Annotated in this window: 22 protein-coding genes; 18 read left to right on the forward strand and 4 right to left on the reverse strand. The window is 71.7% G+C overall.

Annotation, left to right across the window (positions count from 1 at the left end):
- Positions 1–52: 52 nt before the first annotated feature.
- The 16 genes from AB0C75_RS10345 (at position 53) to AB0C75_RS10420 (ending at position 17,157) form a co-directional block, all read left to right on the forward strand.
- Positions 53–1,519 (forward strand): ATP-binding protein, encoded by a 1,467-nt coding sequence (locus AB0C75_RS10345; RefSeq protein ID WP_362888990.1) that lies wholly within the window; start codon positions 53–55, stop codon positions 1,517–1,519.
- A complete protein-coding gene (locus AB0C75_RS10350; protein ID WP_362888992.1) occupies positions 1,516–1,938 on the forward strand; it encodes a roadblock/LC7 domain-containing protein in 423 nt (140 codons plus the stop codon). Before AB0C75_RS10345 ends, AB0C75_RS10350 begins: the two co-directional genes overlap by 4 nt.
- Entirely contained in the window at positions 1,935–2,288 is a 354-nt protein-coding gene (locus AB0C75_RS10355) for a DUF742 domain-containing protein (protein WP_362888993.1), read from the forward strand. Before AB0C75_RS10350 ends, AB0C75_RS10355 begins: the two co-directional genes overlap by 4 nt.
- On the forward strand, positions 2,266–2,880 hold the full coding sequence (locus AB0C75_RS10360; RefSeq protein ID WP_362888995.1) for an ATP/GTP-binding protein: 615 nt from the start codon (positions 2,266–2,268) through the stop codon (positions 2,878–2,880). Before AB0C75_RS10355 ends, AB0C75_RS10360 begins: the two co-directional genes overlap by 23 nt.
- Positions 2,877–4,184 carry a cytochrome P450 gene (locus AB0C75_RS10365; protein WP_362888996.1) on the forward strand — a complete coding sequence of 436 codons (1,308 nt, stop codon included), beginning with the start codon at positions 2,877–2,879 and terminating at the stop codon, positions 4,182–4,184. Before AB0C75_RS10360 ends, AB0C75_RS10365 begins: the two co-directional genes overlap by 4 nt.
- A gap of 75 nt (positions 4,185–4,259) precedes the next feature.
- A complete protein-coding gene (locus tag AB0C75_RS10370; protein WP_362888998.1) occupies positions 4,260–4,667 on the forward strand; it encodes a cell division protein SepF in 408 nt (135 codons plus the stop codon).
- Between the two features lie 55 nt (positions 4,668–4,722).
- Positions 4,723–5,922, forward strand: coding sequence for an ATP-binding protein (locus AB0C75_RS10375; RefSeq protein WP_362889000.1), 1,200 nt, complete (start codon positions 4,723–4,725; stop codon positions 5,920–5,922).
- Complete coding sequence (locus tag AB0C75_RS10380; RefSeq protein WP_362889002.1) at positions 5,919–6,278, forward strand: nucleotide pyrophosphohydrolase; 360 nt, start codon at positions 5,919–5,921, stop codon at positions 6,276–6,278. The genes AB0C75_RS10375 and AB0C75_RS10380 overlap by 4 nt, the downstream gene beginning before the upstream one ends.
- 137 nt (positions 6,279–6,415) lie before the next feature.
- Positions 6,416–6,946 carry a DUF6099 family protein gene (locus AB0C75_RS10385; protein ID WP_362889004.1) on the forward strand — a complete coding sequence of 177 codons (531 nt, stop codon included), beginning with the start codon at positions 6,416–6,418 and terminating at the stop codon, positions 6,944–6,946.
- Between the two features lie 137 nt (positions 6,947–7,083).
- Positions 7,084–8,007 carry an LLM class F420-dependent oxidoreductase gene (locus AB0C75_RS10390; protein ID WP_362889006.1) on the forward strand — a complete coding sequence of 308 codons (924 nt, stop codon included), beginning with the start codon at positions 7,084–7,086 and terminating at the stop codon, positions 8,005–8,007.
- Positions 8,008–8,065: 58 nt separating this feature from the next.
- The gene (gene mmuM / locus AB0C75_RS10395; protein WP_362889008.1) at positions 8,066–9,007 is read left to right on the forward strand and encodes a homocysteine S-methyltransferase; all 942 of its coding nucleotides are present in this window, start codon (positions 8,066–8,068) and stop codon (positions 9,005–9,007) included.
- A 44-nt stretch (positions 9,008–9,051) separates the two neighbouring features.
- On the forward strand, positions 9,052–10,527 hold the full coding sequence (locus AB0C75_RS10400; RefSeq protein ID WP_362889010.1) for a 3' terminal RNA ribose 2'-O-methyltransferase Hen1: 1,476 nt from the start codon (positions 9,052–9,054) through the stop codon (positions 10,525–10,527).
- The gene (locus AB0C75_RS10405; protein WP_362889012.1) at positions 10,524–13,082 is read left to right on the forward strand and encodes a polynucleotide kinase-phosphatase; all 2,559 of its coding nucleotides are present in this window, start codon (positions 10,524–10,526) and stop codon (positions 13,080–13,082) included. The genes AB0C75_RS10400 and AB0C75_RS10405 overlap by 4 nt, the downstream gene beginning before the upstream one ends.
- A 65-nt stretch (positions 13,083–13,147) precedes the next feature.
- Positions 13,148–14,380, forward strand: a complete 1,233-nt coding sequence (locus AB0C75_RS10410) for an arginine deiminase (protein WP_362889014.1) — start codon at positions 13,148–13,150, stop codon at positions 14,378–14,380.
- 96 nt (positions 14,381–14,476) lie between these two features.
- A complete protein-coding gene (argF, locus tag AB0C75_RS10415; RefSeq protein ID WP_362889016.1) occupies positions 14,477–15,493 on the forward strand; it encodes an ornithine carbamoyltransferase in 1,017 nt (338 codons plus the stop codon).
- 200 nt (positions 15,494–15,693) lie between these two features.
- Positions 15,694–17,157 carry an amino acid permease gene (locus AB0C75_RS10420; protein WP_362889018.1) on the forward strand — a complete coding sequence of 488 codons (1,464 nt, stop codon included), beginning with the start codon at positions 15,694–15,696 and terminating at the stop codon, positions 17,155–17,157.
- On the opposite strand, the gene AB0C75_RS10425 is transcribed toward AB0C75_RS10420, so the two are convergent.
- Entirely contained in the window at positions 17,120–17,569 is a 450-nt protein-coding gene (locus AB0C75_RS10425) for an ATP-binding protein (protein WP_362889020.1), read from the reverse strand. The genes AB0C75_RS10420 and AB0C75_RS10425 overlap by 38 nt on opposite strands.
- A gap of 285 nt (positions 17,570–17,854) precedes the next feature.
- On the opposite strand from AB0C75_RS10425, the gene AB0C75_RS10430 reads away from it, so the two are divergent.
- Both AB0C75_RS10430 and AB0C75_RS10435 read left to right on the forward strand, forming a co-directional pair.
- Positions 17,855–18,682, forward strand: coding sequence for an enoyl-CoA hydratase family protein (locus AB0C75_RS10430; RefSeq protein ID WP_362889022.1), 828 nt, complete (start codon positions 17,855–17,857; stop codon positions 18,680–18,682).
- 4 nt (positions 18,683–18,686) lie between these two features.
- The gene (locus AB0C75_RS10435; RefSeq protein ID WP_362889024.1) at positions 18,687–21,065 is read left to right on the forward strand and encodes a bifunctional salicylyl-CoA 5-hydroxylase/oxidoreductase; all 2,379 of its coding nucleotides are present in this window, start codon (positions 18,687–18,689) and stop codon (positions 21,063–21,065) included.
- Here AB0C75_RS10435 and AB0C75_RS10440 read toward each other — a convergent pair.
- Genes AB0C75_RS10440 through AB0C75_RS10450 form a run of 3 tightly spaced genes read right to left on the reverse strand, consistent with a single transcriptional unit; the run spans position 21,046 to position 24,365 of the window.
- Positions 21,046–21,867, reverse strand: a complete 822-nt coding sequence (locus AB0C75_RS10440) for a GNAT family N-acetyltransferase (RefSeq protein WP_362889026.1) — start codon at positions 21,865–21,867, stop codon at positions 21,046–21,048. The two genes, AB0C75_RS10435 and AB0C75_RS10440, sit on opposite strands and share 20 nt — an antisense overlap.
- A 55-nt stretch (positions 21,868–21,922) precedes the next feature.
- Positions 21,923–22,744, reverse strand: a complete 822-nt coding sequence (locus AB0C75_RS10445; protein ID WP_362889028.1) for a PaaX family transcriptional regulator C-terminal domain-containing protein — start codon at positions 22,742–22,744, stop codon at positions 21,923–21,925.
- Between the two features lie 4 nt (positions 22,745–22,748).
- Positions 22,749–24,365, reverse strand: coding sequence for an AMP-binding protein (locus AB0C75_RS10450; protein WP_362889030.1), 1,617 nt, complete (start codon positions 24,363–24,365; stop codon positions 22,749–22,751).
- Between the last annotated feature and the right edge of the window lie 48 nt (positions 24,366–24,413).

The raw sequence follows: 24,413 nt of genomic DNA on the forward strand, positions 1-24,413 counted from the left end.
CGCGGCCGCACGGGCCGCAGGCCGTCCCCGACAACAGAGACGCGGTGACACCGTGGTGGCATGGATCGTGGCCCTGATCGCCGTAGGGGTGGCGATATGGTCGGTCACACGCGCGTTTCAGGCCGGGCGGGACGCGTACGGGGCGTCGGCGCACGCCGAGCTGGCCGAGCGTCAGGCCAGGGCGGCGGAGGCCCGCACCCTCGCCCTCACCGAGGAGATCCGCCAGCTGGCCCGGAGACGGATACCCGCCGCGGCCGCCGCACTCTCGCACCGGGCAGCACCGGTCCCGGGACTGCGGGAGGCCGCCGAGATCGAGGGTGATGCCGCCCGGCTGCTGACCGAGGCCGTACAGGCCGCGCGCACCGCGGTCCTGGAGGAGCGCGGACGCGTCGACGCGGCAGCGCGGTCGGCCATGCGCGGCACATCGGCCAAGATCCAGTCACTGCTCAACCAGTCGCAGCACCTGCTGCACGAGCTCCAGCACGAGTACGACGACCCGCGGATCCTCCAGCTCGACTTCCGTAACGAACTGGCGCTGCGCCGCACCCAGGCCACGGCTGTGCTCTGCGACGCCTGGCCCGGGCTCGCCCGGCAGAACTCCTCGCTCGTCGAGGTCGTGCTCGGAGCCCAGTCCCGGGTCGCGGGGTACGAGCGGATCAAGGTCGCCAACCATCTGCGCCAGGAACGGCTCGCGCTGGTCGCCCGGGCCGCCGAACCCCTCGCCATCGCGCTCGCCGAGCTGCTGGCCAACGCGACGGCGTACTCGCACCCGGACACCGAGGTTCCGGTGACGGTCCAGCAGACCGCGGGGCGTGGCGCCCTGATCCTCGTCGACGACGCCGGGATCGGCATGGACGACGACGCGCTGAAGCGGGCCCACGCACTCCTGTCGGGTCCCTCCGAGGTGCTTCTCACCGAGCTGGGGGACCCGCCGCAGACCGGCTTCGCGGTGGTCGGTCGGCTCATCGCGCGCTACGGCTTCAGCTGCCACATCGAGCCATCGCCGTACGGGGGGATGCGCACGATGCTGCGGATTCCGGCGCATCTGCTGACCGTGATCGACGACGACCGCACCCTGTCCGTGCTCGCGCCGAAGCCGGTGCTCGCGCGGCCGGCCGGAGCCGCCGCAGCCGAAAGCCCGTCGTCCGCCGGAGTGGAACCCGCGGGGCGGGCCGCACCGGCAACGCCCGCGCCCGCGCCCGCCGCAACGCCTGAGCCCGCCGCAACGCCTGAGCCCGCCGCAACGCCCGCGCCCGCCGCAACGCCCGAGCCCGCCGCCGCGGAAACGGCGCTTCCGGCGGGGCTGCCCACCCGGCGGCGTCGAGCCCGCAGGGCGGCCTCCCCCCAGAGCCCGGCGGCAGGACCGCAGCCGGCGCAGGAGCCGGTGACCCGTACGCCCGAACAGGCCGGGGCGGCCTGGACCGCCCTCCAGCAAGGCACCCTCAGCGGCAGGGAGGCGCTCGCGCCCCCGGCGCCCCCAGTACCCCCATCGGACGACCAAGGAGACGACGAGACGTGAGCACCACCCCCACCGCTGGTGATCTCGCCTGGGTGCTGACTCCCCTGCTGGAGCTGCCCGGCGTACAGCACGCAGTGGTCGCCACCGGCGACGGTCTCGTCGAGGGCGCCTCGCCCGGACTGGACCGCGCGTCGGCCGAGCGTGTCGCCGCGATGACGGCCACCCTGCACGCCGCCGCCCGCGCCTTCACCACCGCCTTCACCGAGGCCGATTCACCGCGCCTGGCCCAGACGGTCGTGGAGTCCGATCTGGGTTTCGCGGTCGTCGTCCCGGCGGGCAGGAACACCACTCTGGCCCTGTTCGCGGCGCCCGACGCGCATCTGGGGAACATCGCCTACCAGATGCAGGTGCAGGTCACCGCGCTGACCAGGGCCATGCACGCCCCCACCCGCCAACCGGACGCTGCCACCCGGCCATGACCCCAGGCCCAGGCCGCCGCCTGATTCCCGCCTACCTGGTCACCGGTGGCCGCTCCACGCCCACCGGTCCCGCGCTCGACCGGCTCGCCGTGCTCATCCGTACGGACTCCGAGCTGCCGCCGGACACCGGCTCGGAACAGCGCAGGCTGTGTGAGCTCCTGAAGCCGGGAGCCCTCACCGTCGTCGAGTGCGCCGCCCATCTGGACCTTCCGGTCAGTGCCACGGTCTTCCTGGTCACGGACCTCGTGGCCGCAGGACATCTGCACGCTCGACCACCGATCCCCAGTGCCGGTGAGATCGACCGGTCGCTCGTCGAGAGGCTGCTCGTTGGACTCCGTTCCCTCCACTGACCGGGGCGGCATCGGCTATCTGCCGAGTGCCGCCGAGACCCTGATGAAACTCGTCGTCACGGGTCCCTTCGGCGTGGGCAAGACGACCCTGATCCGTACGCTGTCGGAAATCCCGACCCTGCACACGGAAGAGGCGATGACGCAGTCCAGTACGGGACTCGACGACACCGCCGGACTTCCGGAGAAGAGCACCACCACGGTCGCCATCGACTTCGGGCGGCTGACCGTCCAGGACGACCTGGTGCTCTACATGTTCGGCACGCCGGGACAGGAGCGCTTCTTCCCTCTGTGGGAGGACATCGCGCGCGGTGCGCTCGGCGCCCTGATCATGGTGGACACCCGCCGGCTCGAGGACTCCTTCGCCGTCATGGACATGGTGGAGGAACAGGGGCTTCCGTACGCCGTCGCCGTGAACCGCTTCCCCGATGCCCCCGCCCACGCGGACGAGGTCCTGCGCAAGCACCTGGACCTCGATCCCCGCACCCCGCTGGTGCAGTGCGACGCCCGCGAACGCCGGGGCAGCATCGACGCCCTGATCGCCCTCGCCGAGCACGCGCTGACCTGCCTGCCCGCGCCCCAGGAATCGTCATGACCCCTCCCGTGACCGGCACGTCCCCCGGTACCGCCCCCTCGCTCCTCGAACCCCTCGCGTTGTACGGCGCCGACTTCGCCGCCGATCCGCACGGCCACTACCGCAGGCTGCGGGCCCAGGGGCCGCTGGCCAGGGTGCGCATCGCCCCGGACGTGGACGCGCTGCTGGTCACCGACTACCACGCGGCCGTCGACCTGCTGCGGGACACCGAGACCTTCACCAAGGACCCGCGCGCCTGGCAGGAGGGCGTCCCCGCCGACTCGTCGGTCCTGCCCATGCTCGGATACCGTCCCACCGCGCTCTTCACCGACGGCGCGGTCCACGCCCGCTACCGCGACGCCATCAACGACACCCTGGCCCGGATCGAACCCCACCTGCTGCGTGCGGAGGTCGCCCGGGTCGCGCAGCGGCTCATCGCGGAGTTCTCGGCCACCGGCACCGGTGACCTCATCTCCCAGTACGCCCGCAGGCTCCCGTTGCACGTCTTCACCTCCGCGTTCGGTGTGGCCCCGCAGGACACCGAGCGAGTGGTCCGCGGTACCGGCGCGATGATGGACTCGGCCCAGGACGCGGCAACGGCGTACGAGGACCTGGTCGGCGTCGTCACCGAGCTCGTCTCCGTACGGCGGCGGAGCCCGGGCCGCGACCTCACCACGTACCTGCTGGCCCATCCGGCGGGGCTCGACGACAACGAGGTCGTGCGTCAGATCACGCTCATCATGAGCTCGGGCCACGAGCCCACGACCAATCTGATCGGCAACGCCCTGCTGCGCATGCTCAGCGACACCGGGTACGGGGGCTCCCTGCACGGCGGCGCGACGACCGCGCACGAGGCGGTCGACGACGTGCTCTGGCACGATCCGCCGCTGGCCAACATGGGGGCGCACTTCCCGCGCCACGACACGGAGTTCCACGGGGTCCCGTTGCGCGCCGGGCAACTGGTTCTGGTCTCCTTCGCCGCCGCCAACACCCAGTCGCCGCCCTCCGGCTCGGACCCCGCCGCACGCTCCGGCGACGGTGCCCACCTGGCGTGGTCGGCGGGGCCGCACCGCTGTCCCGCGAAGCAGCCCGCGCTGCTGATGGCGATGACCGCGATCGAACAGCTCACCAGTCAGCTCTGCGATCTGGAACTCGCCGTCGAACCCGGCGCGTTGGTCTGGCGGCCGGGCCCCTTCCACCGTGCCCCGGCCCATCTCCCGGTCCGTTTCACTCCGCTCGGCACATTCCCGGAACAGGGCGGCGCGGACGCCCCGGACGCCGCCGATCACGTTCCGAACCGTGTCGGTGGTACGCCGAACGGGTGAGGGGCGAGAGAATTGCCCGATGAACAGCGAGCGCAGCCGGCGCACAGCCAACCGGCATACGGACGGGGTGGTTCTGTGAGCAGGTACGACAGGTACGACAGGTACGACGCCACCGACGAACAGTGGGAAGGGCTCGCCCAGGTCGTACCCCTGAGGGGCCGTGACGAATGGCCGTCCCGGGTCGATCACAGGACCGTCCCGGAACAGCGGGAGTCGGCCGAGCAGCGGCGCATGGTCGTGCTGAGGGTGCAGGTGTTCGCGGACGCACGGGAGGTGGCCGAGTATCTGGTGGCCCAGATCCCCGTTCTGCTGGATCTGACCGGCGCGGAGACCGATGTGGCCAAGCGGATCCTGGACTTCAGCAGTGGCGTGGTCTTCGGTCTCGGCAGCGGGATGCACCGGGTGGACCGCAATGTCTTCCTGCTCGCGCCGGTGGGCATGGAGGTCGAGGGGGTCACCCCCGCGGGCGTACCTCAATCGTAGGAAGGTCGTCCGGGCGGAACGGTTCGCCGCTTCAGGGCGTGCGTACCGTCCGCTCATGACTGTGACCTCCACGATCTCCACCACCTCCCCGGGGGCGTCGGCCCCCGCGCCGTCCGGCGCGGACCACCCCGCCCGCCCCGTCCGCCCGTTCGTCAGTGAGCTCCGGCTCGACGCCTTCGCCTCGCACCGCCGCACCGTCATCCCGCTCGGGCCGCTCACGCTGCTCGCGGGAGGCAGCGGCAGCGGAAAGTCGGCCGCCCTGCGCGGGTACGAGGCGCTCGCGCGGCTGGCCGCCGGTGATCGGCTGGAGGACGTGTTCCCCGACCCGGCGGCGCTGGTTCCCGAAGGAGCCGGCGCCGACGGGCAGGGGCGACGCGGCTTCAGGCTCGGCTGCACGGTGGAGGGCCCGGTCGGCCCGGTGCGGCTGGATCTCGCCGTGCAGGCCGAGCCCGCGCTCCGTATCGTCGGCGAGCGGCTGACCGACTGCGGCGAGACCCTGCTCAGTACGGCGCTGCGGGATCCGCGGCGTTCCTCCGTGCAGGCCGGCTGGTACACCGCGGGGGCGGTGCCGGTGACGCGCGCTCCCTTCCCCGACGACCGGCTCGGTACGGCGCTGCTGCCGTTACGGGTCGCCGGGACGACGGACGGGCAGCTCAGGGTGCTGGCCGCCGCCGAGCAGGTGGTGGTCGCCCTGCGGTCGGCGTTCGTCTGCGATCCCCAGCCGCGGCTGATGAGGGCGCCGGTGCCGGCCGGGGAGGGGCTGCTGACCTGGTGCTGCGACAACATCGCCGATGTTCTGCACCGCACCCGGGGCCGGTGCGCGCAGCGGTACGCCCGGCTGGTCGCCGTCGCGGACGCCGGATGCGCGCGACGGGTGACGGGTCTGACCGTGGAGCGGCTGAAGAACGGGAACGTGCGGGCGCTGGTCGGTCGGGGTCCGGGTCGCAGCACACCCGTCGGCAGTCTCGGTGACGGTGAACTTCGCTATCTCGCCCACGCGTTCGTGCTGCTGACCGGCCCTGATGTGCTGGTGGCGGACCCGGCGGCGGAGGTGCCGTCGGCCATGCAGGGCTTCACCGTCCTGGCCGACGGGTTCGACCTGAGCCTGGACGCGCGGCAGACCGCGGAGCTGCTGTCGCTGGCGTCCGCGGTCTGCGCGAACGGGCATGTGCGTCTGCTGGGAACGGCTGGTGAGGCGGCCGCGTCGGTGGCCCGGGAGACGGCCGGCGTGGGAGTGGTAGACCTGGCACCGTGACGGAACTGGATGTAGCACAACTGCAGCGACGACTGGCCGACTTCGCGGAGGCACGGGCCTGGGGGCCGTACCACACCCCCAAGAATCTGAGCGCCGCGCTGAGCGTGGAGGCCTCCGAACTCCTGGAGATCTTCCAGTGGCTGACGCCGGAACAGTCGGCGCGGGTGATGGAGGACCCCGATTCGGCGTTCCGTGTCACCGACGAGGTCGCCGACGTCCTGGCGTATCTGCTGCAGTTCTGCGAGGTCCTGGGCATCGACGCTCTGGGGGCCCTGGCGGCCAAGATCGACCGCAACGAGACACGTTTTCCGGCGTCGGGTAGCGAGAAAGTGACAGAGCGTCACTCTTCGGAGTGATCGACTTGTTCACAATCGACTTCCTGTCCACAGATTTCCGATTTCCTCTGGCTTTCGTGTGCCGCGACCCTCACTGTGGGTAATGAACAGATGAGCGGGTTCTTCGACACGGGTGGTCTCGGCGACGGGGGAGAGGCATGGAAGCGGAGCGACTGATCGCGGCGGGCCGGAGCGCACTGGCGGGCAGTACGGGGGCGCCGGCGGTCATGGCAGAGGCGTGGCAGGCCCAAGCGCTCGCCAGGGCGGTCGGCGGGCAGCTCGCGAGGTCCGGACCGCCGGAGTTACGGACGGAGGCGCGTGGGCTCAGCGAGACCTGCGCCCTGGGCAGCGCGGTGCTCGACCATCCGCTGGTTCCGGCCGGAGGCGCGCGGGCGTCGCAGCTCACCGAAGTGGAGCATGTACCGAGGGCGTTGGCCGCTCTCCTGCTGCTCCTCGGGGAGGCGGGCATCGCGCTGGTGGGTGTCGCGTGCGGCACGGAGGAGGAAGGGCTCTACTGGCAGTGCATCGAGGCGATAGACGCCGTCGACGAGTCCGTGGACCGGGTGCAGGGGATGCTGAGGCTGCTTGCCGAACAGGAGCGTGAGCACGAACATGAGTTGGAGCGGGAGCGTGACGGCCCCTTCGGGGTGATACACGGCCCGGCAGGCTTCGTCGCGGGCCAGCCGTGAGCCGTGGGCCGTGAGCCATGGGGTGCGCGCCGTGAGTCGTGGGCCGTGAGTGTGCGTCGTGCGTAGTGTCCTGGGTGTCCGGCGGAGAGGGCGGGGAGAGGAGCGGCGCAGGGGCCTCGAAGGTGCAGGATGGAGGCATGGATCTTCGAATCTTCACCGAGCCCCAGCAAGGGGCCGGCTACGACACCCTGCTCACCGTCGCCAAGGCCACCGAGGACCTCGGCTTCGACGCCTTCTACCGATCCGACCACTATCTGCGTATGGGCTCCGGGGACGGTCTGCCCGGCCCGACCGACGCCTGGATCACTCTGGCCGGACTGGCCCGCGAGACCAAGCGGATCCGCCTCGGCACGCTGATGACGGCGGGCACCTTCCGTCTGCCCGGGGTGCTGGCCATCCAGGTCGCCCAGGTCGACCAGATGTCCGGCGGCCGGGTCGAGCTGGGCCTCGGCGCCGGCTGGTTCGAGGAGGAGCACAAGGCATACGGCATCCCGTTCCCGAAGGAGAAGTTCGGCCGACTGGAGGAGCAGCTGGCGATCGTCACGGGGCTCTGGGAGACGGAGACCGGCAAGACGTTCAGCTACGACGGGACGTACTACCAGCTCACCGACTCGCCGGCGCTGCCGAAGCCCGCACAGGCGAAGGTGCCGGTCCTGATCGGCGGCCATGGAGCGGTCCGTACCCCGCGGCTGGCCGCACGGTACGCGGACGAGTTCAACATCCCCTTCGCGTCGATCGAGGACAGCGAGCGGCAGTTCGGCCGGGTCAGGGACGCCGCTGTGGTGGCCGGGCGGGCCCCGGACGACCTGGTGTATTCCAACGCCCTCGTGGTGTGTGTAGGCAAGGACGACGCGGAGGTGGCGCGGCGTGCCTCCGTCATCGGCAGGGAGGTCGAGGAGATCAAGGCGAACGGGCTGGCGGGCTCACCCGACGAGGTGGTCGACAAGATCGGCCGGTACGCCGCGATCGGCTCGTCGCGCATCTATCTCCAGGTGCTTGACCTGCACGACCTGGACCATCTGGAACTGATCGCGTCGCAGGTCCAGTCCCAGTTGGGCTGACAGCCCGCGGGCCGCTGACAGCAAGGCGGCTGCGGGAGCCGACGGGAAGGAAGCAGCTGTGCACTCTGCCCGGACACCGGACGAGGACGCCCCGACCGGCCGTACGCTCGGTGAAGCGCTCGCCGAGGGGACCGTTCTGCTGGACGGAGGTCTCTCCAACCAGCTGGAGGCGCAGGGCTGCGACCTGTCCGACGCGCTGTGGTCGGCCCGGCTGCTGAGCGACGCGCCCCAGCAGATCGAGACCGCTCACACGGCCTATGCGCGGGCAGGTGCGCAGGTGCTCATCACCGCCAGCTACCAGGCCACGTTCGAAGGGTTCGCCAGGCGCGGGACGGGGCGGGCCCGGGCGGCGGAACTGATGGCCGCGAGCGTGGAGTCGGCGCGCAGGGCGGGTGCGGTGACGGGCCGGGAGCTGTGGGTCGCCGCCTCGGTCGGACCGTACGGGGCGATGCTCGCGGACGGCAGCGAGTACCGGGGCAGGTACGGACTCACCGTCCGGGAGCTGGAGCGCTTCCACCGGCCCCGGGCGGAGACGCTGGCCGGGGCCGGGCCCGATGTGATGGCCCTGGAGACGGTGCCGGACATCGACGAGGCCGAGGCCCTGCTGCGGGTGGTCGAGGGTCTCGGGGTGCCGGTCTGGCTCTCGTACGGCGTGGCGGGTGACCGGACCAGGGCCGGGCAGCCTCTGGCAGAGGCGTTCGCGCTCGCCGCGGGCATCGATCAGGTGGTGGCCGTCGGGGTCAACTGCTGTGATCCCGCCGACGCCGGCCGGGCGGTGGAGGTCGCGGCGGCGGTCACCGGCAAACCGGTGGTCGTCTACCCGAACAGTGGGGAGGAGTGGGACGCGGACGGCCGGGCCTGGACGGGGCGAGGCACCTTCGCACCGGGCAGGGTGCGGGACTGGCAGCGGGCGGGCGCGCGGCTGGTCGGTGGCTGCTGCCGGGTCGGCCCATCCGAGATCGCGGCACTGGCGGACCAGCTGGAGGCGGCCGGGGCGTGAAAATGCCTGGTGAGGGGACAGGCCACCGGCCCATACTCGGACGCGTGTTCATGACTATCAGCACGACCGGCACCCCTGAGCGTCCCGCCACCGATCTCGGTTATCTGCTGCACAAGCATCCCGACAACGCGCAGACGTTCTCCACCTCGCACGGCACCGCGCATGTCTTCTACCCGGAGGCGTCCGTGGAGCGCTGTACCGCGGCGCTGTTGCTCGAGGTGGATCCGGTGGCACTGGTGAGGCGCGGCAAGGGCAAGGGCCGGGGCGGAGCCCCCGACGCGGCACTCGCGCAGTACGTCAACGACCGGCCGTACGCGGCATCGTCCCTGCTCTCGGTCGCGATGACGACGGTGTTCAAATCCGCACTGAACGGGGCGTGCAGGGCGATGCCCGATCGGGCCGCGGAACCGCTGCCGCTGCGGATCGAGGTACCCGCGCTGCCCGCGCGCGGCGGGGCGGAGCTGGTGCACAAGCTCTTCGCGCCGCTCGGCTGGACACGGGTGGACGCCGTGGCCGTACCGCTGGACGAGCAGTTCCCGGAGTGGGGCGACTCGCGCTACGTACGGCTGGTGCTGGAGGGGGAGTTGCGGCTCGCGGACGCTCTGCGGCAGCTGTATGTGCTGCTCCCGGTGCTCGACGACGCCAAGCACTACTGGGTCGCACCCGACGAGGTGGACAAGCTGCTCCGGGCCGGTGAGGGCTGGCTCGCCGGCCACCCGGAGCAGAAGCTGATCACCAGCCGGTATCTCTCCCGACGCTGGGGTCTCACCCGGCAGGCGATGGAGCGGCTGGAGCTGGTCAGGCTGGCGGAGTCGGACGACCTGGAGGTGGAGAGCGTGGACAACGCGGTCGACGAGACCACCGACACGGAGGAGAAGCCGGTGCCGCTCGCCGAGCAGCGCCGCGAAGCGATCCTGGAGGCGCTGCGCTCGGCAGGCGCGGCCCGGGTGCTCGACCTCGGCTGCGGGCAGGGTCAGTTGGTACAGGCGCTGCTCAAGGACGTGCGCTACACGGAGATCGTCGGCGTCGATGTGTCGATGCGCGCCCTGACCGTGGCCGCACGCCGGCTGAAACTGGACCGGATGGGCGAGCGGCAGGCCGGCCGGGTCGCCCTCCGCCAGGGCGCGCTCACCTACACCGACAAGCAGCTCAAGGGATACGACGCCGCCGTGCTCAGCGAGGTGATCGAGCACCTCGACCTGGAGCGGCTGCCCGCCCTGGAGTACGCGGTGTTCGGCTCCGCGCGACCGCGCACCGTGCTGGTGACGACGCCCAACGTCGAGTACAACGTCCGCTGGGAGACGCTTCCCGCCGGGCACGCACGCCACGGCGACCACCGCTTCGAGTGGACCAGGGAGGAATTCCGGGACTGGGCGGGGCAGGTGGCAGGGCGCCACGGTTACAGGGTGGCGTTCGAGCCCGTGGGCCCCGAGGACCCCGAGGTGGGGCCTCCCACACAGATGGCCGTGTTCACGATGACCACGGCCCAGGAGACGACGAAGGAGGCGATGGCCGCATGACCAGTAGTCCCACGACCGGTACGCCTCGCACGCTGCCGGTGACCGACCTGTCCCTCGTCGTCCTCGTCGGCGCCACCGGGTCGGGCAAGTCCACCTTCGCCCGCAAGCACTTCAAGCCCACCGAGATCGTCTCCTCGGACTTCTGCCGGGGCCTCGTCGCCGACGACGAGAACGACCAGGGCGCCAGCGGTGACGCCTTCGACGTGCTCCACTACATCGCCGGCAAGCGCCTCGCCGCCGGCCGGCTCACCGTCGTCGACGCCACCAATGTGCAGCAGGAGAGCCGCAAGCAGCTCGTCCAGCTGGCCCGGCAGTACGACGTGCTGCCCATCGCCGTCGTGCTCGACCTGCCGGAAGAGGTCTGCCAGGCTCGCAACGCCACCCGCCCCGACCGCGCGGGCATGCCCCGCCACGTCGTGCAGCGCCACCGCCGTGAGCTGCGCCGCTCGCTGCGCGGTCTGGAGCGCGAGGGCTTCCGCAAGGTGCACATCCTGCGCACCGAGGAGGAGGCCGAGACCGCCGAAGTCGTCCTGGAGCGCCGTTACAACGACCTCCGGCACCTGACAGGGCCCTTCGACATCATCGGCGACATCCACGGCTGCCGCTCCGAGCTGGACACCCTGCTCGGCAAGCTGGGCTACGAGGACGGTGCCCACCCCGAGGGCAGGACCGCCGTGTTCGTGGGCGACCTCGTCGACCGGGGCCCTGACAGCCCCGGGGTGCTGCGTCGCGTCATGTCCATGGTCGAGTCGGGCGACGCACTGTGCGTGCCCGGCAACCACGAGAACAAGCTGGGCCGCTATCTCAAGGGGCGAAAGGTCCAGCACAGCCACGGTCTCGCCGAGACCGTCGAGCAGCTGGAGCGGGAGGACGCCGAGCACCCCGAGTTCCGCAAGCAGGTCGCCGAGTTCATCGACGGACTGGTCAGCCACTACGTCCTGGACGGGGGCAGGCTCGTCGTCTGTCACGCGGGACTCCCCGAGAAGTACCACGGGCGCACATCGGGCCGCGTCCGTTCGCACGCGCTGTACGGGGACACGACCGGCGAGACCGATGAGTTCGGACTGCCCGTGCGCTACCCGTGGGCCGAGGACTACCGGGGCAGTGCCGCGGTGGTCTACGGCCACACACCGGTGCCCGTCACCTCCTGGGTGAACAACACCCTCTGCCTGGACACCGGGGCGGTCTTCGGCGGGAAGATGACCGCGCTGCGCTGGCCGGAGCGCGAGATCGTCGACGTACCGGCCGAGCGTGTCTGGTACGAGCCGGTGAAGCCGCTGACCACCGAGGCCCCCGGCGGCCGGGAGGGCCGGCCGCTCGACCTCGCCGATGTGCAGGGCCGCCGCATCGTGGAGACCCGGCACATGGGCAGGGTCGCGGTGCGCGAGGAGAACGCGGCGGCGGCGCTCGAAGTCATGAGCCGCTTCGCGGTCGACCCGAGGCTCCTGACCTACCTGCCGCCGACCATGGCCCCGACCGCGACCTCGCAGGTGGAAGGCTTTCTCGAGCACCCCACCGAGGCCTTCGCGCAGTACCGCGCTGACGGTGTCACCAGGGTCGTCTGCGAGGAGAAGCACATGGGGTCGCGGGCCGTGGCGCTGGTCTGCCGCGACGCCGACGCCGCCCGCGAACGATTCGGTACCGACCACGTCACCGGCGCCCTGCACACCCGCACCGGGCGGCCGTTCCTGGACGACACGGCGCTCACCGAGGCCGTCATCGGCCGTCTTCGGGCCGCCGTCACCGCCGCCGGACTCTGGGAGGAGTGGGACACCGACTGGGTGGTGCTCGACACCGAGCTGATGCCCTGGTCCCTGAAGGCGGCGGGGCTGCTGCGCTCGCAGTACGCGGCGGTGGGTGCGGCCGCCGGCGCGGTCCTGCCCGTGGCGGGCGACGCCCTGGCCGCGGCGGCTGCCCGCGGTGTCGACGTCGGCGCCCTGGCAGGCCGCAGCCGGGAGCGCGCCGAGGACGCCGCCGCCTTCACGGAGGCGTACCGCCGCTACTGCTGGAGCACCGAGGGACTCGACGGCGTCCGGATCGCGCCGTTCCAGATCCTCGCGGTGCAGGGCCGCTCGCTCGCGGCCGTGCCGCACGACGAGCAGCTGGCATGGCTGGACCGGCTCGTCGAGCACGACCCGACGGGACTGCTCCAGGTCACCCGGCGCCTGGTCGTCGACACAGGTGACGAGGCCTCCGTGCGCTCCGGCATCGACTGGTGGCTGGAGATGACCGGCCGCGGGGGCGAGGGCATGGTCGTCAAGCCGCTCGGCGCGCTCGTCCGGGACGCGAAGGGCAGGCTGCTCCAGCCGGGCATCAAGGTGCGCGGCCGGGAGTATCTGCGGATCATCTACGGCCCCGAGTACACCCGGCCGGAGAATCTGGATCGGCTGCGCTCGCGGTTCCTCGGTCACAAGCGGTCGCTGGCCCTGCGGGAGTACGCCCTCGGTCTCGAGGCGCTCGACCGGCTGGCGGAGGGCGAGCCGCTGTGGCGGATCCATGAGGCCGTCTTCGCGGTGCTGGCCCTGGAGTCGGAGCCGGTCGACCCGCGGCTCTGAGGGCCCTCCCGAATCCGGTGGCGGTTCGCAGGGTGAACGGCGCCCCGCGCGGTGAGGATGAGGGCATGGGATTCCATGTCGATTCCGAGGCCGGGCGGCTGCGCCGCGTCATCCTGCACCGCCCCGATCTGGAGCTGAAGCGGCTCACCCCCAGCAACAAGGACGCGCTCCTGTTCGACGACGTGCTGTGGGTGCGCCGCGCCAGGGAGGAGCACGACGGTTTCGCCGATGTGCTGCGTGACCGGGGCGTGGAGGTGCATCTCTTCGGCGAGCTGCTCCGGGAGTCCCTGGACATCCCGGTGGCGAGGCGGCTCGTCCTGGACCGGGTCTTCGCGGAGAAGGAGTACGGCCCGCTCGCCACCGAGCATCTGCGCGCCGCCTTCGACGAGCTGCCCGCCGCCGAGCTGGCCGAGGCCCTGGTCGGGGGGATGACGAAACGGGAGTTCCTGGAGCGGCACAGCGAACCGACCTCGGTCCGCTTCCACGTCATGGATCTGGACGACTTCCTGCTCAGCCCCCTGCCCAACCACATCTTCACCCGCGACACCTCCGCCTGGATCTACGACGGGGTGTCCATCAACGCCATGCGCTGGCCGGCCAGACAGCGCGAGACCGTGCACTTCGAGGCGATCTACCGGCACCACCCCCTGTTCACCGGACCCGAGGCCGGCGTCTTCCACCACTGGTCGCAGGGCCAGGACGACTACCCGTCCACCATCGAGGGCGGCGACGTCCTCGTCATCGGCCGGGGCGCCGTCCTGATCGGGATGAGCGAACGCACCACCCCCCAGGCCGTGGAGATGCTGGCCAGAGGGCTCTTCGACGCCGGGTCCGCCCGGACGATCGTGGCGCTCGACATGCCCAAGCGCCGCGCGTTCATGCACCTGGACACCGTGATGACGATGGTCGACGGGGACACGTTCACCCAGTACGCCGGGCTCGGCATGCTGCGCTCCTACACGATCGAGCCGGGCACCGGCCCACGTGAGCTGAAGGTCACCGATCATCCGCCCGAGCACATGCACCGGGCCATCGCCGCCGCGCTCGGCCTGGACACGATCCGGGTGCTCACCGCCACCCAGGACGTGCACGCCGCCGAGCGTGAGCAGTGGGACGACGGCTGCAACGTGCTGGCCGTGGAGCCCGGCGTCGTCATCGCGTACGAGCGCAACGCCACCACCAACACCTATCTGCGCAAGGAGGGCATCGAGGTCGTCGAGATCCGGGGCAGCGAGCTGGGACGGGGCCGGGGCGGTCCGCGCTGCATGAGCTGCCCGGTGGTGCGCGACCCCGTGTGAGGCGCCCCACGGACCCCTGTATAGCAATACGGTGCCTCGTATACACTTCCAGGATAGTTGTCCGCACGCCCCCAGCCCGACCCAGGAGCAGTCACCATGGCCATAGACCTCACAGGCCGCCATTTCCTCAAGGAGCTGGACTTCACGGCCGAGGAGTTCCGCGGCCTGATCGCCCTGTCCGCCGAGCTCAAGGCCGCGAAGAAGGCGGGCGACGAGGTGCAGCGGCTGCGCGGCCGGAACATCGCGCTGATCTTCGAGAAGACCTCGACGCGTACCCGCTGCGCCTTCGAGGTGGCAGCGGCCGACCAGGGTGCCTCCACGACGTATCTCGATCCGTCCGGCTCGCAGATGGGACACAAGGAGTCGGTCAAGGACACCGCCCGGGTGCTCGGCCGGATGTACGACGGCATCGAGTACCGGGGTGACAGCCAGCAGGTCGTCGAGGAGCTGGCGGCGTACGGCGGTGTGCCCGTCTTCAACGGGCTCACCGACGACTGGCACCCCACCCAGATGCTCGCCGACGTCCTGACCATGACCGAGCACGGCGGTAAGCCCCCGGAGGAGCTCACCTTCGCCTATCTGGGCGACGCCCGCTTCAACATGGGCAACTCCTACCTGATCACCGGCGCCCTGCTCGGCATGGACGTCCGGATCGTCGCGCCCACCGCCTACTGGCCGGTGCGGGAGGTCGTGGACCGGGCCCGCGAGCTCGCGGAGTCCAGCGGTGCGCGCATCACCCTCACCGAGGATGTCGCCGAGGGCGTCCTGGGCGCCGACTACGTCGTCACCGACGTCTGGGTCTCCATGGGTGAGCCCAAGGAGGTCTGGGACGAGCGCATCACCGCCCTCGCGCCGTACGCGGTGACCATGGACGTCCTGCGCGCCACGGGCAACCCCGACGTGAAGTTCCTGCACTGTCTGCCCGCCTTCCACGACCTCGGTACGAAGGTGGGCAGGGAGATCCACGAGCGGCACGGTCTGTCGGAGCTGGAGGTCACCGACGAGGTCTTCGAGTCCTCGCACTCGGTCGTCTTCGACGAGGCCGAGAACCGGATGCACACGATCAAGGCGGTGCTCGTCGCGACGCTGGCAGGCGACGCGGGCGGCGTGTGACCATCCGCGCATGAGTAAGCGCGTATGAACATGCACCCGATTGGGTGAACATGCGGCCATGTGGCTATTATGGTCCCACTTGGTGGGGTTCGGGCTCGCACGCTCGAACCCCTTTTCCATGTGCCCGGTCCGGAGCGCATGCCAGGTGCGAGCCCCCACAGGCTCAGTCCCCGCACCGCCAGAGAAGAGACCTCGCCCCCATGAGTCCCGCCTCCTCCACCCCGCACAGCCCTGCCCGCAGGACCGGAGCACGCATCAAGAGCCCCGCCCTGCTGCTCGCCGAGTCGGGCGCCGACCTGGAAGGGCACGGTCTGCGGCGCACCATGGGGCTGTTCCAGCTGGTGTGCTTCGGTGTCGGGGCGATCGTCGGTACCGGGATCTTCGTCGGGCTGTCCGACAGCGTCGCCGAGGCGGGCCCCGCCGTCGTGGTCTCGTTCGTCCTCGCCGCCGTCACCTGTGTCTTCACCGCCTTCTCCTTCGCGGAGCTCGGCGGTGCCATGCCGGTCTCCGGCAGCTCCTACTCCTTTGCCTACGCCACGCTCGGGGAGCGGGTCGCCTTCCTCGTCGGCTGGTGCCTGCTGCTGGAGTACGGCGTATCGGTCTCCGCCGTGGCGGTCGGCTGGAGCCAGTACGTCAACGAGCTGCTGGACAGCCTCATCGGCTGGAACCTCCCCGATGCGCTCTCCTCCGGACCCGGCGACGGCGGCGTGATCAACCTGCCCGCGGTCGTCGTGGTCATGATGGCGGCCACCCTGCTCGTCCGCGGCATCAGGGAGAGCGCCGGTGCCACGGCGGCGATGGCGGTACTGAAGATCGGCATCCTGATCGCGTTCTGCGCGATCGCCTTCACCGCGTTCCGGGACGGACACCTCTCGCCGTTCGCCCCCCAGGGCGTGGCCGGGGTCACCGCCGGTGCGTCGGTGGCGTTCTTCTCGTACATCGGCTTCGACGCCATCACCACCGCGGGCGAAGAGGTCAAGAACCCCCGCCGGAACATTCCGATAGCGATCATGATCTGCATCGGCCTGGTCACGCTGCTCTACTGCGCGGTCGCCCTCGGCGCCATCGGCGCGCTGGGCGCTGACGCCGTGTCCGACAAGCCGGCCGCGCTCTCGCTGGTCGTGGACCAGGTCACCGGGTCGAGCGTCGGCGGCGGGATCATCGCCTTCGGCGCGGTCGTCGCCATCGCGTCCGTCGTCCTCGCGGTGATGTACGGCCAGACCCGCATCCTGCTGTCGATGTCCCGCGACGGACTCGTCCCCCGGGTCTTCGAGCGGGTGTCGCCGAAGACCCGTACGCCGGTCGCCAACACCTGGATCGTGGCCGTCGTCTTCGCGGTCCCCGCGGCGTTCTCGTCCCTCGGCGTCGTCGTGAACCTGACGACCATCGGCACGCTCGCCACCATGGCCGTGGTCAATGTCGCCGTCATCGCGCTGCGCCGCCGCAACCCGGAGCTGAGGCGCTCCTTCCGGGTGCCGTTCTACCCCGTCAGTCCGATTCTGGGCGTCGGCTTCTGTCTCTACCTGATGTACGGGACGGGCTGGACGACCTGGGTGCAGTTCGTCGTCTTCCTCGCGGTGGGCGCCCTGGTGTACGCGGGATACAGCCGCAGCCGCTCCAGGCTCGTCAGCCCCGGGCGGACGCCGGGCCCGACGGAAGGGTGAACCAGACCGCCTTGCCCTGCTCGGTGGTGCGGTGACCGCAGGCCGAGCTCAGCGCGCGGATCAGCAGCAGCCCCCGGCCGTGCTCCTGCCACGGGTCCGGCGTACTGCCGGGCAGCAGACGGGACAGGTTTCCCGGCGGCCCCGGGTCATGGTCGTGGACCTCCACCTGACAGCCGGACGCCAGAAGCTCGACCACCAGCTCGATGGGCCCCGAGCCGTCGGTGTGCTCCACGGCGTTCGCGACCAGCTCGGCGGTCAGCAGCTCGGCGGTGTCGCTGTCCGCGGGTGCGTCGAGGTCCGCCAGCGCCGTACGGATGAGGGCGCGCGCGATGGGAACCGCGGCCGTGGAGTGCGGCAGGGCGATTCGCCAGGAGGGGGACTGCGGCTGGGGTGCGGGGACGTCGGGCGGCAAGGCGGGTTTTCCGTTCGGGAGCGGGACACCGGCGGGGGACCTTCGCTCCGGGCGGGCTGCGCCCGGGGCGGCGTCCTCCGTCACCGGAGGGTATGGGGGTCTGTACCAGGACTTCCTGCGCTCAACCATACGAAGCGCGACGCCGCAGACATAGAGGCGGTCGGCCGGCGCGAAGGGGACCTTCGCCACAGGTTCGTGCTATCGCGCGCTCCTGACGATAGTCACGGATGAGTGATAACTTCGTAGGGCATCAGCATCGGCCCGACGGCTGGAGGGGACCCTTCCATGAGCCCGTTCACCGGCTCCGCCCCGCGCACGGAGCGCTGGGAGCATCTGCGTCTGACGACGGACGACGGGGTGGCGACCGTCACGCTCGCCCGCCCCGAGAAGCTCAACGCACTCACCTTCGGCGCCTACGCCGACCTGCGCGACCTCCTCGCCGAGCTCTCCCGTGAAGGCTCCGTACGGGCCCTCGTGCTCGCCGGTGAGGGGCGCGGATTCTGTTCGGGCGGTGACGTTGACGAGATCATCGGCGCGACGCTCGCGATGGACACCGCGCAGCTCCTGGACTTCAACCGGATGACAGGACAGGTCGTACGCGCTCTGCGGGAGTGCCCGTTCCCCGTGGTCGCCGCCGTCCACGGAGTGGCCGCCGGAGCGGGGGCGGTCCTCGCCCTGGCCGCCGACTTCCGCGTCGCCGACCCGTCCGCGCGCTTCGCCTTCCTCTTCACCGCCGTCGGCCTGTCCGGCGGCGACATGGGCGCCGCCTACCTGCTGCCCCGTGTCGTCGGCCTCGGCCACGCCACCCGGATCCTCATGCTCGGTGAACCCGTCCGCGCACCCGAGGCCGAGCGCATCGGACTGATCAGCGAGCTCACAGGCGAGGGGGAGGCCGGCACCCGTGCCGCCGCTCTGGCCAGAAGACTGGCCGACGGTCCCGCCCTCGCACTCGCCAGGACGAAGGCGCTGCTCACCGCCGAGCTCGACATGCCGCTCGCCGCGTCCGTGGACATGGACGCCGCCACCCAGGCTCTCCTGATGCACGGGGACGACTACGCCGAGTTCCACGCCGCCTTCACCGAGAAGCGGCCACCGAAGTGGCAGGGCAGGTAGCGCGATGTCCTCCTCCGGCACGAGGCGCGTCGCGGTCATCGGAGGCGGTCCCGGCGGGCTCTACGCCGCCGCCCTCCTGAAGCGGCTCGATCCCGGCCGCGAGATCACCGTGTGGGAGCGCAACGCCCCCGACGACACCTTCGGCTTCGGCGTGGTCCTCTCCGACGAGACGCTCGGCGGCATCGAGCACGCCGACCCCGTCGTGTACCGGGCGCTGAGCGAGGCGTTCGTGCGCTGGGACACCATCGACGTCGTGCACCGGGGCGCCACCCTGACCTCGGGCGGCCATGGCTTCGCCGCGCTGGGCCGCCGTACGCTGCTGCGGATCCTGCACGAGCGCTGCGCGTCCCTCGGCGTTCGGCTCCGCTTCGGGACCGGGGCGCCGCCCGCCGCCGAGCTCGCCGCCCACCACGACCTGGTCATCGCCGCCGACGGGGTGCACAGCGCCACCCGCGAGGCCCACGCCCGTCACTTCCGCCCCACGGTCACCGAGCACCGCAACCGCTACATCTGGCTCGCCGCCGACTTCGCGTTCGACTCCTTCCGCTTCGAGATCGCCGAGACCGAGTACGGCGTGATGCAGCTGCACGCCTACCCCTTCGCCCACCCGTCGCCCGACCACCACCCCTCGACGAGGCCCTCCGGGCCGCCGCGTGGATCAGGGGCCTCCACCGTCATCGTCGAGATGCGCGAAGAGGTCTGGCGGGCCGCCGGCCTGGACACCTGTGACACCGACCGGTCGGCGGAACTCTGCGCCAAGGTGTTCGCCGCTGCACTCGGCGGGAGGCCGCTGCGCTCCAACAAGTCCTCCTGGCTCACTTTCGCCACCGTCTCCAACGCGCACTGGTCGCACGGCCGCACGGTCCTCATCGGCGACGCCGCCCACACCGCGCACTTCTCCATCGGCTCCGGCACCAAGCTCGCCGTCGAGGACGCCCTCGCCCTGGCCGCCTGCGTCGAGGAACAGCCCGACCTGCCCACCGCCCTCGCGGCGTACGAGGCCGAGCGCCGCCCTGTCGTCCTGTCCACCCAGCGCGCCGCGGCGGCCAGCCTGCGCTGGTTCGAGGAACTCCCGCAGTACGTGGACCAGCCGCCCCTGCGGTTCGCCTTCAATCTCCTCACCCGCAGCCGCCGCGTCACCCATGACAATCTGCGGCTGCGCGACCCCGGCTTCACGGGAGCGGTCGAGGACGAGTTCGGCTGCCCGCCCGACACCCCGCCGATGTTCACCCCGCTGCGGCTGCGCGGTCTCGAACTCCGTAACCGTGTCGTCGTCTCGCCCATGGACATGTACTCCGCCGCCGACGGGACGCCGGGGGACTTCCATCTCGTCCATCTCGGCGCCAGGGCGCTCGGCGGCGCCGGTCTCGTCATGACCGAGATGGTCTGCGTGAGCCCCGACGGTCGCATCACGCCAGGCTGCGCCGGTCTGTGGACCGAAGGACAGGCCGAGGCCTGGGCCAGGATCACGCGCTTCGTCCATGATGCCGCCCCCGGCGCCGCGATCGGCGTCCAGCTGGGCCACTCCGGCCGCAAGGGCTCCACCCGGCTGATGTGGGACGGGATCGACCAGCCCCTGGAGGAGGGCAACTGGCCGGTCAGCGCCGCCTCGCCCCTCCCGTACGAGCAAGGCGTCAGCCAGATTCCGCAGGAGCTGGACCGGGCCGGGATGGACATGGTCAGGGACCGCTTCACCGAGGCCGCCCTGCGGGCCGCCCGCAGCGGATTCGACCTCCTCGAACTGCACTGCGCCCACGGCTACCTGCTCTCCGGCTTCCTCTCCCCGCTCACCAACCGGCGCACCGACGCCTACGGCGGGCCCCTGGAGAACCGGCTCCGCTTCCCCCTCGAGGTCTTCGACGCGGTCCGCGCCGTATGGCCCGACGACCGGCCCATGACCGTACGGATCTCCGCCACGGACTGGGCCCAGGGCGGTACGAGCGACGAGGACGCCGTGGCGGCCGCCCGCGCCTTCGCGGCGCACGGCGCGGACGCCATCGACGTCTCCACCGGCCAGGTCGTCCCCGAGGAGCGCCCCGAGTACGGCCGCTCCTACCAGACCCCGTACGCCGACCGGATCCGTAACGCCCTGGACGTGCCCGTCATCGCGGTGGGCGCGATCTCCTCCTGGGACGACGTCAATTCGCTGCTGCTCGCCGGCCGTGCCGACCTCTGCGCCCTGGCCCGCCCTCATCTGTACGACCCGCACTGGACCCTGCACGCGGCGGCCGAGCAGGGCTACACGGGACCGGGCGTCTCCTGGCCGCTGCCGTACCGCGCGGGCAGCCGCACCCCGCCGACGGGCCGCACCGACGGCCCCAGGCCCCGGCTCACGCTCGGCCCGCCGCCGGACTCCCCGGCCGTCACTCCGGATCCGCGGTGATCAGCAGGCGGTCGGAGACGGCCTCGTAGCCGATGCGCCGGTACACGCCGTTGCTCGTCGGATTCGCCAGGTCGGTGAAGAGCAGCACCTCCCCGGCGCCCTCCTCCCGCGCCGCGCGGCTGACTTCCGCCGTCACCGCCGCCGCATAGCCCAGGCCCCGGTGCTCGGGCGGGGTGTAGACGACCGAAACCCGCACCGTGCCCGCGATCCTGCGTGAGACGCCCGCCGTCGCCACCGGCACCCCGCCCGCCTCCCAGAGCGTGAACCCGCCGTGGGCCGTGCGCTCGTCCACGATCCGCTCCGCCCGGTCGCCCGACTGGCCGGTCTCATCGCCGAAGGCACGGATCCAGCCGACCAGCAGCGCCCGGTCGGCGGGGGTCGCGGTCCTGGGCACCCCCGCGGGAGCCGGCGAGGGCGGTGTCAGCGTGCCCAGCCGGTACAGCCGGTGCTCCTCGTCGACACGGTGGTTCGGCCAACGGGCCGCCAGGGCCAGGGCGGTGTCGCGGTCCGCGTTGACACCGGGCAGCGGCAGCGCCCCGGCCAGCGGTCCGAGCGCCGCCTGCTCCACCGTGCCGAGGATCGGCACGAAGGGCGGTGTGCGCACCAGGGTGCCGGCCACCTCGCCGTCCGCCCCGCGCCACCAGCCCAGCACCGGCGGCCGCGCGCCGTAGGCATCGGGCCCGCTCGCCCGCAGGGTGGCGGTGACGGTCAGGAGCAGGGTGTTCTCGACGGGCCGGGCGGCCAGGGACGCTCCGGCCGCGTCCAGGAAGGCGTCCACATCATCGGTGAAGGTCCAGGGCATGCCTCATCCTGCCGGGTCGCACGGCCCCGGGGCGTCACGATTTTCGCCTGAAGCTTCAGGGGCTCTCCCGGACGAACCGGGCCCCGGCGTCCCGCAGTCGGCCGTGCAGCAGCCCGAACACCTCCGCCGAGCGTCCGCCCGGCCAGTCCTTGGGCAGCAGCTCATCGGGCAGCCCCGGGTCCGCGTAAGGCAGTTGCCGCCAGGAGTCCAGCGCGCGGAGGTAGTCGCGATAGGCCTCCTCCGGATCCGGCGCCCCCTCGTCGGCCCGTGCCTCCCAGGACCGCAGCACCGGCTCCTGCTGCTCCAGGAAGTCCAGGTGGATCCGGGCGATGGCCTCCAGGTCCCACCAGCGCGCCACGGCTTCCTTCGTCGCGGCGAAGCCGAGGTGCTCCCCGCGGAACAGATCGACGTACGGGGCGAGTCCGAGCCGCTCCAGCGTGTGCCGCGTCTCCTCGTACAGCCCGACGGGAGCGATCCACACCCCGGGCGCCGCCGTCCCGAAGCCGAGCCGGCCGAGCCGGGAGCGCAGCAGGTGGCGCTTGTGGCGCTCGGCTTCCGGCACCGAGAAGACGGCGAGCACCCAGCCGTCGCCCGGCAGGGGCACAGGCCGCCGGTAGATCCGGCGGTCGCCGTCGTCCAGCAGTTGACGGGCGTCGGCCGACAGGGCGTATCCGGCGGCCCCGTCCGCAGTGCGGGCCGGGGTGAGCAGCCCGCGGCGCTTGAGGCGGGAGACGGACGAGCGCACCGACGGGGCGTCGACACCGACCACGTGCAGCAGCCGGATCAGCTCGGCCACGGCCAGCGGTGCGTTGCCGGGGCGACGACCGTACGCGCCGTAGAGGCTGACGATCAGGGAACGGGGAGTGTACTCGGCCACGTGATCACTCTAGAGCGGTGCCGCGCAGCAGAAAACGCTGGAGCTTTCCCGTCGCCGTCCTCGGGAGCGCGGGCAGGAATTCGAAGGCGCGCGGGCACTTGTGCGGCGCCAGCTCGGCCTTCATGTGCGTGCGCAGGGCGTCGGCCAAAAGACCGGCGCCCTCGCGTGGCACGACGTACGCCGCCACGATCTGCCCGCGCAGCTCGTCGGCCCGGCCGACCACCGCGGCCTCCATCACGTCGGGGTGGCGCAGAAGGGCCTCCTCGACCTCGGGGCCCGCGATGTTGTACCCGGCGGAGATGATCATGTCGTCGGCGCGGGCGACGTAGCGGAAGTACCCGTCGGGCTCGCGGATGTACGTGTCGCCGGTGATGTTCCAGCCGTGGCGTACGTACACCCGCTGGCGTTCGTCGGAGAGGTACCGGCAGCCGACCGGGCCGCGCACGGCCAGCAGGCCCGGCTCGCAGTCGGGCAGCTCATGGCCGTCCTCGTCCACCACGCGCGCCTGCCAGCCGGGCACCGGGACTCCGGTGGTGCCGGGCCGGATGGCCTCGTCGGCTGCGGAGACGAAGATGTGCAGGAGCTCGGTGGCCCCGATGCCGTTGATGATGCGCAGCCCCGTCCGCTCGTACCAGGACTGCCAGGTCGCGGCCGGGAGATTCTCGCCGGCGGAGACACAGCGGCGCAGCGCGGACAGGTCGTGGCCGTCGAGCGCGTCGAGCATCACGCGGTACGCGGTCGGCGCGGTGAAAAGCACCGAGACGCGGTGGGTCGCGAGCGCGGGCAGCAGCTGCTTGGGGCCTGCCTGTTCCAGCAGCAGTGCGCTGGCGCCGGCCCGCAGGGGGAAGACGACGAGGCCGCCGAGCCCGAAGGTGAAGCCGAGCGGCGGACTGCCCGTGAACACGTCGTCCGGGCCCGGCCGCAGGACGTGGCGGGCGAAGGTGTCGGCGACGGCCAGCACATCGCGGTGGGCGTGCATACAGCCCTTGGGCCGTCCGGTGGTGCCCGAGGTGAAGGCGATGAGCGCGATGTCGTCGGCGGCGGTGTCCACCGCGGGGCAGGGCCCCGGCCGCGCCGCGGCGAGCGCCGTCAGGTCGTCGGGGGAGTCGCTTCCGTACGTCGTGATGCGCAGACCCGGCACATCGGCCCCGGCCAGGTCGTCGACCGATCTCGCGTCGCACAGGGCGTGGCGGACGCGGGCGAGGGAGCAGATCGTCGCGAGCTCGGACGCGCGCTGCCGGTCCAGCACCGTCACGGCGATCGCGCCCGCCTTCATCACGGCGAGCCAGCAGGCCGCGAGCCAGGGCGTGGTGGGGCCGCGCAGCAGTACACGGTTGCCAGGGACGACACCCAGGTCGTGGTGGAGGACCTGGGCGATGCGGTCCACCCGGTCCCGCAGCTCGCCGTAGCTCCAGACATCGCCGTCGGCGCTGCGGAAGGCGGGGCGGTCGGGGCCGAAGCGGTCGGCGGTGCGGTCGAGCAGCTCGTATCCGCAGTTCAGCCGGTCGGGGTAGGCCAGTTCGGGGAGGTCGAAGACCAGCTCGGGCCAGTCGTCGGCGGGCGGGAGATGGTCCCGCGCGAAGGTGTCGGTGTGCGCGCTCTCGGTGCCGGTCGGCTTCATGAAGCATCGCCCCCCTAGGGGCTTTCGAGCGTATCGTTCGAGTGACGG

Origin of the sequence: Streptomyces sp. NPDC048565, assembly GCF_040650935.1 — a bacterium.
In the GTDB taxonomy this organism is placed as follows: domain Bacteria; phylum Actinomycetota; class Actinomycetes; order Streptomycetales; family Streptomycetaceae; genus Streptomyces.

Excerpts from the sequence above, each read along its gene's own strand:
- AB0C75_RS10405 (WP_362889012.1), top strand. The coding sequence starts at position 10,524 with ATGACCAGTAGTCCCACGACCGGTACGCCTCGCACGCTGCCGGTGACC.
- AB0C75_RS10410 (WP_362889014.1), top strand. The coding sequence starts at position 13,148 with ATGGGATTCCATGTCGATTCCGAGGCCGGGCGGCTGCGCCGCGTCATC.
- AB0C75_RS10450 (WP_362889030.1), bottom strand. The coding sequence starts at position 24,365 with ATGAAGCCGACCGGCACCGAGAGCGCGCACACCGACACCTTCGCGCGG.
- AB0C75_RS10355 (WP_362888993.1), top strand. The coding sequence starts at position 1,935 with ATGACCCCAGGCCCAGGCCGCCGCCTGATTCCCGCCTACCTGGTCACC.
- argF (WP_362889016.1), top strand. The coding sequence starts at position 14,477 with ATGGCCATAGACCTCACAGGCCGCCATTTCCTCAAGGAGCTGGACTTC.
- AB0C75_RS10385 (WP_362889004.1), top strand. The coding sequence starts at position 6,416 with ATGGAAGCGGAGCGACTGATCGCGGCGGGCCGGAGCGCACTGGCGGGC.
- AB0C75_RS10375 (WP_362889000.1), top strand. The coding sequence starts at position 4,723 with ATGACTGTGACCTCCACGATCTCCACCACCTCCCCGGGGGCGTCGGCC.
- AB0C75_RS10440 (WP_362889026.1), bottom strand. The coding sequence starts at position 21,867 with ATGCCCTGGACCTTCACCGATGATGTGGACGCCTTCCTGGACGCGGCC.
- AB0C75_RS10430 (WP_362889022.1), top strand. The coding sequence starts at position 17,855 with ATGAGCCCGTTCACCGGCTCCGCCCCGCGCACGGAGCGCTGGGAGCAT.
- AB0C75_RS10435 (WP_362889024.1), top strand. The coding sequence starts at position 18,687 with ATGTCCTCCTCCGGCACGAGGCGCGTCGCGGTCATCGGAGGCGGTCCC.
- AB0C75_RS10365 (WP_362888996.1), top strand. The coding sequence starts at position 2,877 with ATGACCCCTCCCGTGACCGGCACGTCCCCCGGTACCGCCCCCTCGCTC.
- AB0C75_RS10390 (WP_362889006.1), top strand. The coding sequence starts at position 7,084 with ATGGATCTTCGAATCTTCACCGAGCCCCAGCAAGGGGCCGGCTACGAC.
- AB0C75_RS10420 (WP_362889018.1), top strand. The coding sequence starts at position 15,694 with ATGAGTCCCGCCTCCTCCACCCCGCACAGCCCTGCCCGCAGGACCGGA.